The 15,103-nt window shown below is 73.1% G+C and carries 17 protein-coding genes; 8 read left to right on the forward strand and 9 right to left on the reverse strand.

Going from position 1 to position 15,103, the window contains the following annotated elements:
• Positions 1-274 precede the first annotated feature (274 nt).
• The 4 genes from IE94_RS0126620 (at position 275) to IE94_RS0126635 (ending at position 3,503) form a co-directional block, all read left to right on the forward strand.
• A complete protein-coding gene (locus IE94_RS0126620) occupies positions 275-1,276 on the forward strand; it encodes a small ribosomal subunit Rsm22 family protein (RefSeq protein ID WP_030189068.1) in 1,002 nt (333 codons plus the stop codon).
• The gene (locus IE94_RS0126625) at positions 1,266-1,952 is read left to right on the forward strand and encodes a response regulator transcription factor (protein ID WP_030189071.1); all 687 of its coding nucleotides are present in this window, start codon (positions 1,266-1,268) and stop codon (positions 1,950-1,952) included. The genes IE94_RS0126620 and IE94_RS0126625 overlap by 11 nt, the downstream gene beginning before the upstream one ends.
• A gap of 60 nt (positions 1,953-2,012) precedes the next feature.
• Positions 2,013-2,666, forward strand: a complete 654-nt coding sequence (locus tag IE94_RS0126630; RefSeq protein WP_030189074.1) for a TetR/AcrR family transcriptional regulator — start codon at positions 2,013-2,015, stop codon at positions 2,664-2,666.
• A 105-nt stretch (positions 2,667-2,771) separates the two neighbouring features.
• Positions 2,772-3,503 carry a bifunctional DNA primase/polymerase gene (locus IE94_RS0126635; RefSeq protein ID WP_030189076.1) on the forward strand — a complete coding sequence of 244 codons (732 nt, stop codon included), beginning with the start codon at positions 2,772-2,774 and terminating at the stop codon, positions 3,501-3,503.
• Positions 3,504-3,515: 12 nt separating this feature from the next.
• Here the strand turns inward: IE94_RS0126635 and IE94_RS0126640 are convergent, their stop codons facing one another.
• Genes IE94_RS0126640 through efeO form a run of 4 tightly spaced genes read right to left on the reverse strand, consistent with a single transcriptional unit; the run spans position 3,516 to position 7,767 of the window.
• The gene (locus tag IE94_RS0126640; RefSeq protein ID WP_030189078.1) at positions 3,516-4,505 is read right to left on the reverse strand and encodes an SCO2278 family lipoprotein; all 990 of its coding nucleotides are present in this window, start codon (positions 4,503-4,505) and stop codon (positions 3,516-3,518) included.
• Positions 4,465-5,337 carry an iron uptake transporter permease EfeU gene (gene efeU / locus IE94_RS0126645; RefSeq protein ID WP_030189080.1) on the reverse strand — a complete coding sequence of 291 codons (873 nt, stop codon included), beginning with the start codon at positions 5,335-5,337 and terminating at the stop codon, positions 4,465-4,467. The genes IE94_RS0126640 and efeU overlap by 41 nt, the downstream gene beginning before the upstream one ends.
• A 2-nt stretch (positions 5,338-5,339) precedes the next feature.
• Entirely contained in the window at positions 5,340-6,596 is a 1,257-nt protein-coding gene (gene efeB / locus IE94_RS0126650; RefSeq protein WP_030189083.1) for an iron uptake transporter deferrochelatase/peroxidase subunit, read from the reverse strand.
• Positions 6,597-6,612: 16 nt separating this feature from the next.
• Positions 6,613-7,767, reverse strand: coding sequence for an iron uptake system protein EfeO (gene efeO / locus IE94_RS0126655; protein ID WP_030189085.1), 1,155 nt, complete (start codon positions 7,765-7,767; stop codon positions 6,613-6,615).
• A gap of 269 nt (positions 7,768-8,036) precedes the next feature.
• Here efeO and IE94_RS0126660 point away from each other — a divergent pair, with 269 nt between their 5' ends.
• Positions 8,037-8,681, forward strand: coding sequence for a PhzF family phenazine biosynthesis protein (locus tag IE94_RS0126660; protein ID WP_030189087.1), 645 nt, complete (start codon positions 8,037-8,039; stop codon positions 8,679-8,681).
• 1 nt (position 8,682) lies between these two features.
• On the opposite strand, the gene IE94_RS0126665 is transcribed toward IE94_RS0126660, so the two are convergent.
• Together IE94_RS0126665 and map are read right to left on the reverse strand one after the other, a co-directional pair.
• Positions 8,683-9,330 carry a biliverdin-producing heme oxygenase gene (locus IE94_RS0126665; protein WP_030189089.1) on the reverse strand — a complete coding sequence of 216 codons (648 nt, stop codon included), beginning with the start codon at positions 9,328-9,330 and terminating at the stop codon, positions 8,683-8,685.
• Between the two features lie 131 nt (positions 9,331-9,461).
• Positions 9,462-10,319, reverse strand: a complete 858-nt coding sequence (gene map / locus IE94_RS0126670) for a type I methionyl aminopeptidase (RefSeq protein ID WP_030189091.1) — start codon at positions 10,317-10,319, stop codon at positions 9,462-9,464.
• A 57-nt stretch (positions 10,320-10,376) separates the two neighbouring features.
• On the opposite strand from map, the gene IE94_RS0126675 reads away from it, so the two are divergent.
• On the forward strand, positions 10,377-10,619 hold the full coding sequence (locus IE94_RS0126675) for a hypothetical protein (RefSeq protein WP_030189092.1): 243 nt from the start codon (positions 10,377-10,379) through the stop codon (positions 10,617-10,619).
• Here the strand turns inward: IE94_RS0126675 and IE94_RS0126680 are convergent, their stop codons facing one another.
• Both IE94_RS0126680 and IE94_RS0126685 read right to left on the reverse strand, forming a co-directional pair.
• On the reverse strand, positions 10,620-11,951 hold the full coding sequence (locus tag IE94_RS0126680) for an MFS transporter (RefSeq protein ID WP_051777693.1): 1,332 nt from the start codon (positions 11,949-11,951) through the stop codon (positions 10,620-10,622). It lies immediately after the preceding gene.
• 404 nt (positions 11,952-12,355) lie between these two features.
• Complete coding sequence (locus IE94_RS0126685; protein ID WP_030189096.1) at positions 12,356-12,970, reverse strand: hypothetical protein; 615 nt, start codon at positions 12,968-12,970, stop codon at positions 12,356-12,358.
• Between the two features lie 154 nt (positions 12,971-13,124).
• Here IE94_RS0126685 and npdG point away from each other — a divergent pair, with 154 nt between their 5' ends.
• Together npdG and IE94_RS0126695 are read left to right on the forward strand one after the other, a co-directional pair.
• The gene (gene npdG, locus IE94_RS0126690) at positions 13,125-13,844 is read left to right on the forward strand and encodes an NADPH-dependent F420 reductase (RefSeq protein WP_030189098.1); all 720 of its coding nucleotides are present in this window, start codon (positions 13,125-13,127) and stop codon (positions 13,842-13,844) included.
• Positions 13,845-13,897: 53 nt separating this feature from the next.
• A complete protein-coding gene (locus IE94_RS0126695) occupies positions 13,898-14,107 on the forward strand; it encodes a hypothetical protein (protein ID WP_030189101.1) in 210 nt (69 codons plus the stop codon).
• Positions 14,108-14,113: 6 nt separating this feature from the next.
• Here the strand turns inward: IE94_RS0126695 and IE94_RS0126700 are convergent, their stop codons facing one another.
• Positions 14,114-14,911, reverse strand: a complete 798-nt coding sequence (locus tag IE94_RS0126700; protein ID WP_030189103.1) for a site-2 protease family protein — start codon at positions 14,909-14,911, stop codon at positions 14,114-14,116.
• Positions 14,912-15,103: the final 192 nt, after the last annotated feature.

Below are 15,103 nucleotides of genomic sequence, written 5' to 3' on the forward strand. Positions count from 1 at the left end.
CCCAGCTGCGGGCAGTCGTGCCTCCCCCAGTGCCTGAACGGCCTGGGAGGTACCCCCAGGCGGCACGGGTGGGCGCAGCGGCACCCCGCTCCGCCGGGCCGCGTCCCCACCCCCCGGCCCACACCCACGCCGGGTGACCAGGAACCCCCGGTCCGCCGAACCGCGCCCACACCCACCCCGGGTGACCAGGAAACCCCCGTCCGCACGGACCCGGTCACACCCACCCCGGGTGACCAAGGCCCCCGCCCCACGGAGTGCCTCGTACAATCGCCGGGTGAATCACCCCGCCGCCCCCGCCGACACCCTGCGGGCCACCCTCGCCGACCTCGTCGACGGGTTGCCGCCCCGCCAGGCCGCGCAGGCCGTGGAGCGGCTGATCGCCAACTACCGCGGGGACACCCCGACCGACGCCCCCATCCTGCGCGACCGCGCCGACGTCGTCGCCTACGCCGCCTACCGCATGCCGGCCACCTTCGCCGCCGTACGCTCGGCGCTGGGCGCGTTCGCCCAGGCCGTGCCGTCATGGGTGCCCGGCAGCCACGTGGACGTGGGCGGCGGGACCGGCGCCGCGACCTGGGCCGTCGGCGACACCTGGGGCGGGACGCGGCCGGTGACCGTGCTCGACTGGGCCGAACCGGCGCTCGCCCTCGGCCGGGAGATCGCCGCCTCGCTGCCCGCCCTGCGCGAGGCCCGCTGGCAGCGCGCGCGGATCGGGGCGGCGCTCGCCCTCGACAGCGCCGATCTCGTCACCGTCTCCTACGTACTCAACGAGCTGACCGCCTCCGACCGCGCCGCCCTCGTCGACACCGCCGCCGGCGCCGCGCAGGCGGTCGTGATCGTCGAGGCCGGCACCCCCGCCGGATACGCCCGCGTCATCGAGGCCCGCGACCGGCTGATCGCCGCCGGGTTCCGGGTCGCCGCGCCCTGCCCGCACAGTGCCGCCTGCCCGATCGTGCCCGGCACGGACTGGTGCCACTTCGCGGCCCGGGTCAGCCGGTCCAGCCTGCACCGGCAGGTCAAGAGCGGGTCCCTCGCCTACGAGGACGAGAAGTTCAGCTATGTCGCCGCCACCCGGATCCCCGCCGAGCCCGCCCCTTCCCGGGTGGTCCGGCGTCCGCAGATCCGCAAGGGGCAGGTGCTGCTCGACCTCTGCGAACCCGACGAGCAGCTGCGGCGCCGTACCGTCACCAAGCGGCACGGCGACCTCTACAAGGCGGCCCGCGACGCGGCCTGGGGCGACTCCTGGCCGGTGGGGGAAGCTCCCCGTGGAGCGTGACGTGCACCGCGCCCCGCGGATCGTGATCGCCGAGGACGATCCGCTGCTGCGCGAGGGGCTGGCCCTGCTGCTGCGGGCCGAGGGCCTGGACGTGGTGGCCACCGCGGACACCGCCGAGTCGGTGCTCGCCGCCATGGACGAGCACGAGCCCGACGTCGCCATCCTGGACGTGCGCATGCCGCCCACGCACACGGACGAGGGGGTCCGCGCGGCCGTCGAGGCGCGGCGGCGGCACCCCGGGCTCGCCGTTCTGGTGCTGTCCGCGTACGTGGAGCAGTCCTTCGCCACCGACCTGCTGACCGGGGGAGTGGGCGGCCTCGGCTATCTGCTCAAGGAGCGCGTGGGGCGGGTCGAGGAGTTCATGGACGCGCTCGGGCGGGTCGCGGGCGGCGGTACCGCCATCGACCCCGAGGTCGTCGCCCAGCTGTTCACCCGGACCCGGCAGGACACCCGGCTGGAGCGTCTGAGCCCGCGGGAGCGGGAGGTGCTCGGTCTGATGGCCGAGGGCCTGGGCAACAGCGCCATCGCCGGACGGCTCGTGGTCACCGACGGCGCCGTCCACAAGCACATCCGCAGCATCTTCGCCAAGCTCGACCTGTCCCCGGCCGACCAGGTCGACCGGCGGGTGGCCGCCGTTCTGCACTATCTGGAGAACGCGCGGGCGCCACGCCACTGAGCGGTCGCGCGGCGATCCGTGGCGAGACGTCGCGTCTTGTCGACCTGGTAGCTTCGGAGTATGGCCACCACCCGGAAGTCCGCCCGCAGCACGCCCGCCGCCGAGCGGCCGCACCCCGACGCCACCCGGCGCAGCCAGCGGTCCCGCCAGGCCATCTACGACGCCGCCCTCGCCCTGGTCGGCGAGGTCGGCTATCCGAAGACCACCATCGAGGGCATCGCCGCCCGCGCCGGCGTCGGCAAGCAGACGATCTACCGGTGGTGGTCCTCGAAGGCGGAGGTCCTGCTGGAGGCCTTCCTCGACCTCGGGGAGCAGGCCGTCCACGCGCAGGGGCAGGAGGCGCCCTACGCCATCCCGGACACCGGCGACATCGCCGCCGACCTCAAGGCCGTCCTGCGCGCCACCGTCGACCAGCTGTACGACCCGAGGTTCGAGGCGCCGTCCCGTGCCCTGGCCGCGGAAGGGCTCGTCAACGAGCAGCTCGGCCGGGAGTTCGTCGCCAAGCTGCTCGAACCCTCGCTCCAGCTCCACGTCGACCGTCTGCGCGCCGCCCAGGCGGCCGGACAGGTGCGGCCGGAGATCGACCCGCGCATCGCGCTGGAGCTCTTCGTCTCGCCGCTCGCCCAGCGCTGGCTCCAGCACACGGCGCCGGTCTCCTACGCCTACACCGACACCCTCGTCGACTACGCGCTGCACGGGCTCGCACCCCGGTGACCAGCCAAGCCCGACCAGGGAAGTTTGTCCCTTCGCGACCCCGAAGCGCGAAATGGTGCGACGATAGGGCATGCTGGTGCGCACGACGGCGAGGCAAGGGGATAGATGAGCGCGGAGTTCGGCGGTCGGAGCGGTCTGCAGGGCAAACTCTCCTCGTGGCTGCGCGGACGCCGCCCCAAGGAGGCCGCCTCGGACGGTGGCCGGGAGGGTCTGCTGCTCGCCGCCGCCGGTGCCGGACTGCCCCTGGCGCCCGCCGCGCACCCCGCCGGATACCGTTGCTCCTGCGACCGCGTGGGCTGTCCCACCCCCGCCCGGCACCCGGTGTCGTTCGCCTGGCAGACCCAGTCCACCACCGACCGCGCCCAGATCGAGCGCTGGGCCCGGCACCAGCCCGAGGCCAACTTCATCACCGCGACCGGCATGGTGCACGACGTCCTGGACGTGCCCCTGGAGGCCGGTCGGGAGGCGCTGGAGCGGCTGCTGGCCGCCGGTGTCGAGGTCGGGCCGGTCGCCGAGAGCGACGACGGGCGCATGCTGCTGTTCACCCTCACCCGCGGCACCCCCGAGGACGAGGACGAGTGGTGGCCCTGCGAGCTGGACTGCCACCCCGAGACCATGGACGAGCACCCCGGGCTGCGCTGGCACTGCCGCGGTTCCTATGTGCTGGTGCCGCCGGCCCGGCTGCCCGGCGAGGACCGGACCGTGCACTGGGTGCGCGGCCCGGAGCATCCGCTGCCGGACCCGCTGACCCTGCTGGAGACCCTCACCGACGCCTGCGCCCGGCACGCCGGTGAGGACAGCGACCACGAGGGAGCCTCCTGGCCGCTGCGCCGCTGAGCGCGGCGACCGCTACTCGCCCTTCCCCGACGTCAGGCCCTGGACCCGGCCCAGCACCGACACCTGTCCCTCCGCCGGGTCGAGCGCGACCTCGTTGGAGACGAACTCCATCGTCAGCGACTGCTTGATCTCGCCGTCCGTCAGCGCCAGCACGGCCTTGTTCGGCGTCGGCACGGACGCGCCCCGGGCGGCGGTCTGCTTCTCGAAGTGCCGCGTGGTGAAGAACACCAGCGCGCCGCCGTCCTTCGTGCGCAGTGCCAAGGGGGCGTAGTCGCCGTTCGTCAGCGGCTCGTCGATGTACTGGGTGACCAGGCCGGGGCGGGTCGACCGCTTCTCGCGCAGCGCGCGCCAGGAGCTGGTGTGCACGCCGTCCGCGAAGGTCGTGCCGCCGCCTCGCAGATACGTGGTGTAGTCCTTGCTCAGGTCGGCCGGCGGGACGCTCACGTCGGTGGAGTTCGCGGGCACGGCCTCGGCCCAGCCGTCCCGGTCGGTCTTGAACTCGGGCACCTTGCCCGGGGCGACCAGCGTCAGGTACGCCGCCTCCCAGGTCTCCGCCAGGCCGTCCCGGGTGAACACCAGCAACCAGCGTGCCGTACCGCCCTTGTTGGCCTTGGTGTCCGCGACGAACCAGCGCGGCCAGCCCGCCTTCTTCGGGATCGTGAACTTCGCGTCGGTCAGCTCCAGCGGCTCGTGCGCCGGATTGCCGTCCGGGTGGTTGACCGCACCGGCCCTCAGCCGCGCCGAGTCGATCGCGGCGAGGGCGCCGGTGGTGTGGTCGGCGTCCAGGGAGGCGTCGTACGCCTTGTCGGCCGCGTTGTACGCGGTGGTGAACTGCTCCAGCGCCTTCGCGGCCTCGGCCCGGGTGGCCGAGGGGAGCACCTCGCGCTCACCGTGCACCACCACGCATCCGCTCGCCGCCAACGACAAAGCGGTCGCGGAGGCGGATATGAGCGCGCACTTCTCAAGCCTGCGGGGCCTTCGAGGGCCGCGATCCTGGCTCATCAGGTTCCTTCACCTTCCCCTTCCCGGAGGCGAACCCTACCGGGGCGAGGAACAGCCCGAGCGTCGGGACCAGGTACAGCAGCCACACCGTGACCTGGAGGACCGTCGGATCGGGCTGGAAGTTGAACACGCCCTTGAGCAGGGTGCCGTACCAGCTGGAGGGGTCGACCGTGTCGCTGATGTCGAAGGCCAGCTTCGTCAGGCCCGGGACCAGGTCGGCCTCCTGGAGGTCGTGCACGCCGTACGCCAGGACGCCCGCCGCCACGACGACCAGCATGCCGCCGGTCCAGGTGAAGAACCGGGCCAGGTTGATGCGCAGCGCGCCCCGGTAGAACAGCCAGCCCAGCAGGACCGCGGTGGCCAGCCCGAGGGCGACGCCGATCAGCGGGCGCGGGGTGCCGTCGCTCGCCGCGTGCACCGACGCCCACACGAACAGGGCCGTCTCCAGGCCCTCCCGGCCGACCGCCAGGAACGCGGTGGCCACCAGCGCGCCGGTGCCCATCGCGAGGGCCGCGTCCAGCCTGCCGTGCAGCTCCGCCTTCAGGTGCCGGGCGGTGCGCCGCATCCAGAAGACCATCCACGTCACCAGGACCACGGCCAGGACGGAGAGCGAACCGCCCAGCGCCTCCTGCGCCTTGAACGTCAGCTCCTGCGAGCCGAACTCCAGCGCGCAGCCGAAGCCGAGCGCGATGGCGAGCGCGACGCCGATGCCCGCCCAGATCGGTTTCAGGGCGTCCCTGCGGCCGGTCTTGACCAGATAGGCGATGAGGATGCAGACGACGAGTGAGGCCTCCAGGCCCTCGCGCAGTCCGATCAGGTAGTTGGAGAACACGGTTACGCCTCCTTGCCGAACAGCGTGCTGCCCCACCAGTCGTCCGCGTCGCGGACGCCGGGCGGCACGGCGAAGACCGCCGAACCCACGTGCTGGATGTACTCGTTGAGCGCGTCCGTCGCCAGATTGCGCTGGACGGGGACGAAGCCCGTGCGGATGTCGCGCTGGTAGGCCAGGAAGAACAGGCCGGCGTCCAGGCGGCCCAGGCCGTCCGTGCCGTCGGTGAAGGAGTAGCCGCGGCGCAGCAGCGTCGCCCCGCCGTTGGAGTCGGGGTGCGCGAGCCGGACGTGCGCGTCGGGCTTCATCGCCTTCAGGAACGGCTCGTCCCGCTCCTTGGCCTTGCCGACCGGGGCGCCCTCGCCCTTGTCGCGGCCGAACACGTCCTCCTGCTCCTGGAGGGACGCGCGGTCCCAGGTCTCGATGTGCATGCGGATGCGCCGGGCGACGAGGTAGGAGCCGCCCGCCATCCACGGCGTCCCGTCCTTCGCGGAGGCCCAGACGAACCTGTCCAGGCGGTCCTTCTCCGTGCCCGCGATGTTGCGGGTGCCGTCCTTGAAGCCGAGCAGGTTGCGCGGGGTCTGTTCGTCGGGCGTCGTGGAGGAGGTCTTGCCGAAGCCGAGCTGCGACCAGCGCACGACGACCTTGCCGAAGCCGATGCGGGCGAGGTTGCGGATCGCGTGCACGGCGACCTGGGGGTCGTCGGCGCAGGCCTGGACGCACAGGTCGCCGCCGCTGCGGGCCCTGTCCAGGTTGTCCCCGGGGAATTTCGGCAGGTCGGCCAGCGCCTCGGGGCGCCGGTCGGCGAGGCCGAACCTCGCGAAGAGGGACGGTCCGAAGCCGATGGTGAGGGTCAGCCGGGAGGGCTTGAGGCCCAGGGCCTCACCGGTGTCGTCCGGCGGGGCCTCGGGCAGTCCGCCGTAGGCCCCCTCGCCCACCGCGTGACCGGCGGTCAGCCGGCGGGCCGCCGCCGTCCACTCCTTGAGCAGCGCCACGAAGGCGGCGCGGTCCTCGGTCGTCACGTCGAACGCCGCGAAGTGCAGCCGGTCCTGCACCGGAGTGGCGATGCCCGCCTGGTGCGCCCCGTGGAAGGGGACCGCGGAGCCCGCGTCGGCGGCGGCGGGGTCCGCGTCGTCGCCGGTGCGGTCCATCGCCACCGCGCCGCCGGCCGCCGCGGCGGCGCCGAGCGCGAGGCCCGCGCCGCCCCAGCCGATCAGCGACCGCCGGGAGGGGGAGGGGGCGGGGGAGTCGGTGTCCGTCATCGTCGTCTTCCCGCGCCTACTTGGCGACCACGGCCGCGGCGAGCTTGGACAGCGGCTCAGCGAGCGCGTTGACCGCGTCCGACAGCTCCTTGCGGTCCGCCTTGCCGACCTTGTCGTAGGAGGTGAACTCGTAGGAGGAGGTGCTCGGGCGGTACTGGTCGAGCAGCTTGTCCAGGGCCCCGAACTGGCGGTCCAGCTCCGCGGTCAGCGCGGGGTCGTTCTCCTTCGCCACCGGCTTCAGCAGCGCGTACGACTGCTGCGCGCCCTCCACGTTGGCCTTGAAGTCGACCAGGTCGGTGTGCGAGTAGCGCTCCTCCTCACCGGTGACCTTGCCGGTGGCGACCTCGTCGAGCAGCTCCTTGGCGCCGTTGGCCATGGAGGTGGGGGTGATGTCGGCCGTGCCGACCCGGTTCTGCCAGTCCTTCAGGTCGGTGACCAGGGTGGCGGCGAGCTCCTTCTCCCGGTCGCCGATCCCGCCGTCCTGCCAGAGCGCCTTCTCCAGGCGGTGCCAGCCGGTCCAGTCGGTCGCCGGGTCCTGGCCCTGCTCCAGACCGTCCTCGCGGACGTCGACCTTCGGGTCGATGTCGCCGAAGGACTCCGCGACCGGTTCGGTGCGCTCCCAGCCGATGCGGGAGGGCGCGTACGCCTTCTTGGCGGCCTCCAGGTCGCCGGCCTCGACGGCCTTCGCGAACGCCTCCGCCTTCGGCAGGGTCTCGTCGGCCTGCTGCTGGACGTACTGGCGGTAGGCGGCCACGGCCTTGTCGAGGCGCGGGTCGCGGGCGGCGGCCTTGCCGCCGGTGGCCTTCACGTCCTGGCGGATGCCCTTGCCCTTCATACCGGGCTTGCAGGCGATGCGGTAGTCGCCCGCCTTCACCTCGGCGGTGACCCGCTGCTTGGTGCCGGGGCCGATGTTCTCCCGCTCGGTGACCACCCGGTCGTCGGGGAAGAGGAGGTACACCTCGGTGACCTTGGAGCCCTTGTTCTCGACGGCGAGTTCGACGTGACCGGCCGGGAACTGGGACTTCGACACCTCGCAGGCGTCGTCCGTCGCCGTCACCGTGATGACGTGCTCGCCGTCCTCGGCGCCGCTCTTCTCCGTGCATCCCGTGACGGCGGCCAGGGCCGCGGCGGTGGCGACGGCGGTGACGACGGAGAGTCTGGCGGCTCGCATGCGGGGCTCCAAAGGATGGCCGAAAGTGCGCGTGACGGGCCCCACAGGAAGGTGAGGCTGGCCTAACATACCTAAGGTTTTCCTAAGCCAAACCAGTCCATACGGTGATCCGAATCTCATGGACGGTGTATGAGCACGGGCCGGTCACGGTGGCTCAATGAAGTGCTCATGGGATAGTCAAGGGCGCGTCAAGGACGGGCCGGGCGGCGACCGGGTCTGCCGGCCCCCACCACGCTCCGGCCGCCCGCGGACGATGCTTGAATGCTCCGGTGACCGACTACGACGTACTGCGGGTCTTCTGCGCGCCGAACGGCGGATACGGCAACGAACTGGGCGTCGTCCGGGACGGATCCGTACTGCCGGAGCCCGAGCGGCGGCAGGAGCTGGCCGCCAAACTCGGCTTCAGCGAGACCGTGTTCGTCGACGACCCCGAGCGCGGTGTCGTCGACATCTACACGCCCACCCTGCGCCTGCCCTTCGCCGGCCACCCCTGCGTCGGCACCGCCTGGCTGCTCGACGTACCCGAACTCGTCACGCCGGCCGGGGTGGTGGGCGCCCGGCTGGACGGGGAGTTCAGCTGGATCGAGGCCCGCCCCGAGTGGGCCCCGCCGCGCACCCTGCGCCAGTACGCCACCGCCGCCGAGGTCGACGACCTCGCGGTGCCCCCGAAAGGGGAGTGGGTTTATGCCTGGGCGTGGCAGGACGAGGCGGCGGGGCGGGTGCGGGCCCGCGCCTTCCCCGGCCGTGACGACGGCATCGACGAGGACGAGGCGACCGGGGCGGCGGCGCTGCTGCTGACCGGACGCCTGGGCCGCGCCCTCAACATCACCCAGGGCGTCGGCTCCCAGATCCTCACCGCACCGCAGCCCGGGGGCTGGGTCGAGATCGGCGGGCGGGTACGCCTGGAGCGGTGACTCAGGCCGACAGCGGGAACTCCTCGCCCAGCGCCCGGAAGACCGCCGTGTTCAGGGCGAAGGCGCGCTTGCACTCGGCGACCACCCGCTGCTTCTCCAGGTCGTCCGCGCGGATGCCGTCCAGCAGTTCGCGGTACTCCCGCTTGAAGGCGGCCGGGTTGGGGATCTCCTCGAAGACGTAGAAGCGGACCCCGTCGCCCTTCCGGGCGAAGCCCCACGTCCGCTCGGCCTTGTCGCGGATGATCTGCCCGCCGGACAGGTCGCCGAGGTAGCGCGTGTAGTGGTGGGCGACGTATCCCGCCGGCCAGTCCTCGGCGCACTCGCGCACCCGGGCCGCGTACGCCTCGGTCGCGGGCAGGGCCGTCACGCCCGCGCGCCAGTCGGCGCCGCGCAGGTGCGCCAGGTCCCGCTCCAGGGAGGCCAGCCGGAACAGCGTCGGCCGGATGAACGGCCCGGCCACCGGGTCCGCCGCGAGCCGTCCGGCGGCGGCCTCCAGGGCTTCGTAGACGAACCACAGCTGCTCGGTGTAGCGCGCGTACGCGTCCACGCCGAGCCGGCCCCCGAGCAGGTCGCTCATGAAGGTGGAGGTTTCCGCCTCCACGTGCTGCTCGTGGGACGCCGTGCGGATGAGGGTCGAGAAGGAGTCCATGGGCGCGATTTTCTGTGGTTAGGCTTACCTAAGTCAATAGGTTGCCGACGGCCTGTCGGTAAAAGCGTACCCACCGGAACGCCAAACGGCCCGCCCTCCGAGGAGAGCGGGCCGTCAGGTGGCGTGCGAGGTCAGGGAAGGGTGAGGATCTCCGCACCCGTGTCCGTCACCACCAGCGTGTGTTCGAACTGCGCCGTCCGCTTGCGGTCCTTGGTCACGACCGTCCAGCCGTCGTCCCACATGTCGTACTCGTGGGTCCCGAGCGTCAGCATCGGCTCGATGGTGAAGGTCATCCCGGGCTGGATGACGGTCGTCGCGTGCGGGCTGTCGTAGTGCGGGACGATCAGCCCCGAGTGGAACGAGGAGTTGATGCCGTGGCCGGTGAAGTCCCGCACCACGCCGTAGCCGAACCGCTTGGCGTACGACTCGATGACCCGGCCGATGATGTTGATCTGCCGTCCCGGCCTGACCGCCTTGATCGCGCGGGTCAGCGACTCCCGGGTCCGCTCGACCAGCAGCCGGCTCTCCTCGTCCACCTCGCCGACCAGGTAGGTCGCGTTGTTGTCGCCGTGCACCCCGCCGATGTACGCCGTCACGTCGAGGTTCACGATGTCGCCGTCGCGCAGCACCGTGGAGTCGGGGATGCCGTGGCAGATGACCTCGTTGACCGAGCTGCACAGGGACTTCGGGAAGCCGCGGTAGCCGAGCGTCGACGGGTAGGCGCCGTGGTCGCACATGTACGCGTGCGCCACCCGGTCCAGCTCGTCCGTCGTCACGCCGGGCGCGATGTGCTTCGCGGCCTCCTCCATCGCCCGCGCCGCGATCCGCCCGGCCACGCGCATCGCCTCGATCGTCTCGGGCGTCTGCACCTCCGGTCCGGTGTACGGCGTCGGCGCGGGTTTGCCGACGTACTCGGGCCGGCGGATGTTTCCGGGCACGGAACGGGTGGGGGACAGCTCCCCTGGGACGAGCAGCGACTGGCCAGACATGCGGCGAGTCTAACCAGCGGGCATGGGGGAACATGTCGGTGGCGAGAGGAGCTGCCCATGGCCCTGTTCAAGAAGCGCACGGTCGGCAAACCGGGCGAGTGGTACTACTGCCTGGAGCACCAGAAGGTCGAGGAGGGCCCGGACTGCCCGGGCAAGGACCGCTTCGGACCGTACGCCTCCCGCACCGAGGCCGAGCACGCGATGCAGACCGCCCGCGAGCGGAACCTGGAGTGGGAGAACGACCCCAGGTGGCACGACGCCTCCTCGGCGGGGAGTGCGGACGGCGACCGGGAGGACTGATCAGCCGCTCGCGGCGCCGGCTGCGCGCTTCTCGCGCAGCCGCACCGCGTGCTCGTTCGTCCGCGCGTCGTACGTCATCATCGTCGGCAGGCACAGCGCCAGCAGCCCCACCGCGCCCGCGCACAGCAGCCCGCCCGACCACACCGACGCCCGCACCCCGGCGAGCGCGGCCGTACCGCCCGCCCGGACCTGGCCGAGCTGCGGCCCCACCGAGTACGACAGCAGCTCGATCCCGGCGAGCCGGCCGCGCAGCTCGTCCGGGATGGTCTGGTTCCACATCGCGCTGCGGAAGACGCCGCTGACCATGTCGCAGGCCCCGGCGAGGACGAAGCAGAGCAGCACCAGCCACACGTTCCCCACGAACCCCGCCGCGGCGATCGCCACGCCCCAGCCGGCCGCCGCCAGCACCACCATCCGCCCGTGCCGGTGCACCCGAGAGGTCCAGCCGCTGCTCACGCTCACCAGCAGCGAGCCCGCCGGGATCGCCGCGTACATCAGCCCCAGCGACCACTCGGCGTCCAACTCGTCGGCCAGGAACGGCAGCACGGCGAGCGGCATCGCCAGCAGCATCGCCGCGACGTCCACGGCGTACGTGCCCAGCAGTTCCTTGCGGCTCCACGCGTACCGGGCGCCCTCGGCGATCGCCGCCCAGGACGGCCTGCGCGCCTCGTGCGAGGCGGGCGAGGAGGCGAGCCCCACCACCAGGGCCACCGAGACGGCGAAGGTGACCAGGTCGACCGCGTACGCCCAGCCGAGACCCGCGTACGCCACCACCACGCCCGCCAGCGCCGGTCCGGCGATCCCGCCGACCTGCCAGCGCAGCGCGTTCAGCGAGGCGGCGGCCGGCAGGTGCTCGTGGGCCACGATCCGCGGGATCAGCGAGTCCAGGGCCGGGCGCTGGACCGCGCCGAGCGCCGAGGTGAACGCGGCGATCACGAACAGCGGCCAGACGGCGGGGCCCGGCATCAGCGCGTTGACCAGCAGCGCCGCGCACAGCACGCCCTGACCGGCCTCCGTCCACAGGATCAGCTTCCGCTTGTCCCAGGCGTCGGCCAGCGCACCGCCGTACAGCCCGAACACCACCAGCGGCACCAGCTCCACGGCACCGATCGCGCCCACCGCCGCCGCCGAACCGGTCAGCTCCTTGATCTGCACCGGCAGTGCGACGAAGGTCAGGAAGCTCCCGAAGTTCGTGATGAGCCCCGAGACCCAGAGCCGACGGAAGTCCCGCGAGGCGCGCCAGGGGGCGAGGTCGGGCAGCAGGGCGCGCAGTCCGGCGGACGCCTCGGCCGCCTTCTGGGCGGGGGCGTCGGCGGGGGAGATGTCGGTCACGAGGGGTCATCGTCCGACGCCCCGACGAACCCGGGCAACCGGTTTTCCCCACGCCGCCCGGCGACCGGCGACCGGGACGCGGGCGTCGGGCGGCGGGGGCGGTGGTGAGGGGCCAGGCGCGGCGGTCGCGTGCTGGGCCGCGGTGGTCATGGGCGGGGCGTGGCGGTGAGGGGCGGGGAGCAGTGGTCGTCGGGCGGGCGTAGCCGGGGTGGGCCGGGGCGTGGCGGTGAGGGGCGGGGGCGTGATGGTCGTCGCGCCGGGGCGGGCCGGGCGGTGGCCGTGGTGGGGCCTCGGGCGGTGAGCGCGACCGTGGTCGCGTCGCCGTCGGGCCGCGTGAAGCCCTCTCAGAAGCTCGCGGAGGGCGGCTCACCGCCGACCAGCACGCGGCGGTCGGGTCCCGGGTCTCACCAGGCGGACGGTGGTGGGGCCGTCAGGTGGTCGGCGAGGCGGGACAGGCGGTCCCGGAAGCGGCGGCGGCCCCGGGGCGGCGGCACCGCGTTCTCCCCGGCGGACGCGCTGACCAGGTGCTGCACCGTGTCCAGGTCCAGCTCGGCGCCGTCCGGGACGGTCAGCGTCTCGTGCGCCATCGCCGTCAGCTCCCGCTCGCCCGGTGCGCGGTCGGTGCCCAGCGCCAGCACCGTCGCACCGGCCCGGCGGGCGTCGTGCACCCGCTCCAGGAGCCCGGCGCCGGGGTCGTCGGGCGTGACCACGAGCAGCGTCTCCCCGCGCCGGGCCGCCGCCAGCCGCCCGAGGCCGACCGCGAGATGCGCCGGGTCCGACGGACGCGCGCCGTGCCGGACCAGCGTCGGCGCCAGCTCCGGCGTCCCCGACCAGGCGGCCTCGTCCACCAGGTGCGCCGCCAGGTGCCAGGGCTCGAACCCGGGGGTGCCCACCAGCAGCAGGCCGCCCCCGTGCGGGACCACCGACCCCCGCAGCGCCCCCGCGAACCTCCGGGTGGCCCCCAGCCACTCGGTCCCGGCGAGCACTTCCCGCAGCAGCGCGACCCGTACGGCGTCCATGCGGCCGCATCCTGCCGCAACCCGGTGTCCACGGTCCGGCGTTCGCCCCGGATTCACCCGGCCCGGGGACCGCCTCCGCCGGGCGGGACCCGCACCCGTGATCCCTACCCCTGCCCGCACCCGGGGCCGGTCCTCGCGGACGTAAGGTCGCCCCATGACCTCTACCGACAGTGCTGCACAGAAGGCTCCCGCCAAGGCTCCGGCCAAGGACCCCTGGGACCTGCCCGACGTCTCCGGGCTGGTCGTCGGCGTGCTCGGCGGCACCGGGCCCCAGGGCAAGGGCCTCGCGTACCGCCTCGCCAAGGCCGGCCAGAAGGTGATCGTCGGCTCCCGCGCCGCCGAGCGCGCCGCGTCCGCCGCCGAGGAGATCGGGCACGGCGTCGAGGGCGCCGACAACGCCGAGACCGCCCGCCGCAGCGACGTCGTGATCGTCGCCGTACCGTGGGACGGACACGGCAAGACCCTCGAAGCCCTGCGCGAGGAGCTCTCCGGCAAGCTCGTCGTCGACTGCGTCAACCCGCTCGGCTTCGACAAGAAGGGCGCCTACGCGCTCAAGCCCGAGGAGGGCAGCGCCGCGGAGCAGGCCGCCGCCCTGCTGCCGGACAGCCGGGTCGCCGCCGCCTTCCACCACCTCTCGGCGGTCCTGCTCCAGGACCCGGAGATCGACGAGATCGACACCGACGTGATGGTGCTCGGCGAGGAGCGCGCCGACGTGGAGATCGTGCAGGCCCTGGCCGGGCGCATCCCCGGGATGCGCGGCGTCTTCGCCGGACGGCTGCGCAACGCCCACCAGGTCGAGTCGCTGGTCGCCAACCTGATCTCCGTCAACCGCCGCTACAAGGCGCACGCCGGGCTCCGCGTCACGGACGTATGAGGCGATGGGGGACACTGGTCGGTACCAGTGTCCCCCCGACAGGAGCCGTTCCCATGCCCCGCCTCGCCCTCTACGCCCTGGCCGTCTGCGTACTCGCCGTGGCCGCCGCCGTCGTCTCCTTCGTACGGGGCAGCGTCGTGATCGGTGTGGTGTGGGTGCTGCTGTCGGGCCTGTCGTCGAACATGTGCTGGTACTACGCCAAGCGCGGCCGGGACGCCCGCCGCGCCGCGTCCTCCGCGTCCTCCACGTCCGTCACCGGCTGAGCGGTCTCATCCGCCGGGCGTGCACTGCGGGGCGGTCTGCCAGAAGCGGTACAGCTCGTAACCGCAGTACGTGTCGACCTCGCTGATCCCCAGGCCGCGCAGCAGCGCGTCGATCGCGTCGAAGAACACGCCGTTGACCGCCGGGATCCACAGCAGCGCGAACACGATCAGCAGCCCGAACGGCGCGAGCGGCTCCACCTGCCGCCGCACGTTGTACGACAGCCAGGGCTCGATCACGCCGTAGCCGTCCAGGCCGGGCACCGGCAGGAAGTTCAGGATCGCGGCCGTCACCTGGAGCAGCGCGAGGAAGGCCAGCGCGAGCCGGAAGTCGAGCGGCACGCCGTCCAGCGCGTCCAGCCAGAACGGCGCCGTGCACACGACGGCGAACAGCACGTTGGTCAGCGGGCCCGCCGCCGAGATCAGGCTGTGCCGCCAGCGCCCCCGGATCCGCCCGCGCTCGATGAAGACGGCGCCGCCGGGCAGCCCGATCCCGCCCATGATCACGAAGAGGACGGGGAGGACGATGCTGAGCAGGGCGTGCGTGTACTTCACCGGGTTCAGCGTGAGGTAGCCCTTGGCGCCGACCGAGATGTCGCCGCTGTGCAGCGCGGTGCGGGCGTGCGCGTACTCGTGCAGGCACAGCGAGACGACCCACGCGGCGGTGACGAACAGGAACACGGCGAGACCCGGCTGCTCGGCGAAGCCGGTCCAGGTGGCCCAGCCCGTGACCGCGGCGACGGCGACGATCCCGAGGAAGACGGGACTGATCCTCCGGTCGCTGGGACGGGCGGTGGCGGTGGACATGGAACTCCCTGACTGTCGGGCACGCGTGCCGGGCACCCGCGGGGTGCGGGACTGCCCGACCGTACCGGGCGCACCCGGAGAACGTCTCGTGCGGGGCGGTCGGTTCCGGGACGGGGACACGGGCAGTGGCGGGGCAGGCCACGCCGCACGGCCAAAACCCCGTGACCGGCTCCGACGGCAGCGGGGACAATG

The sequence above is a fragment of the Streptomyces violaceorubidus genome, from assembly GCF_000717995.1.
GTDB lineage: Bacteria > Actinomycetota > Actinomycetes > Streptomycetales > Streptomycetaceae > Streptomyces > Streptomyces violaceorubidus.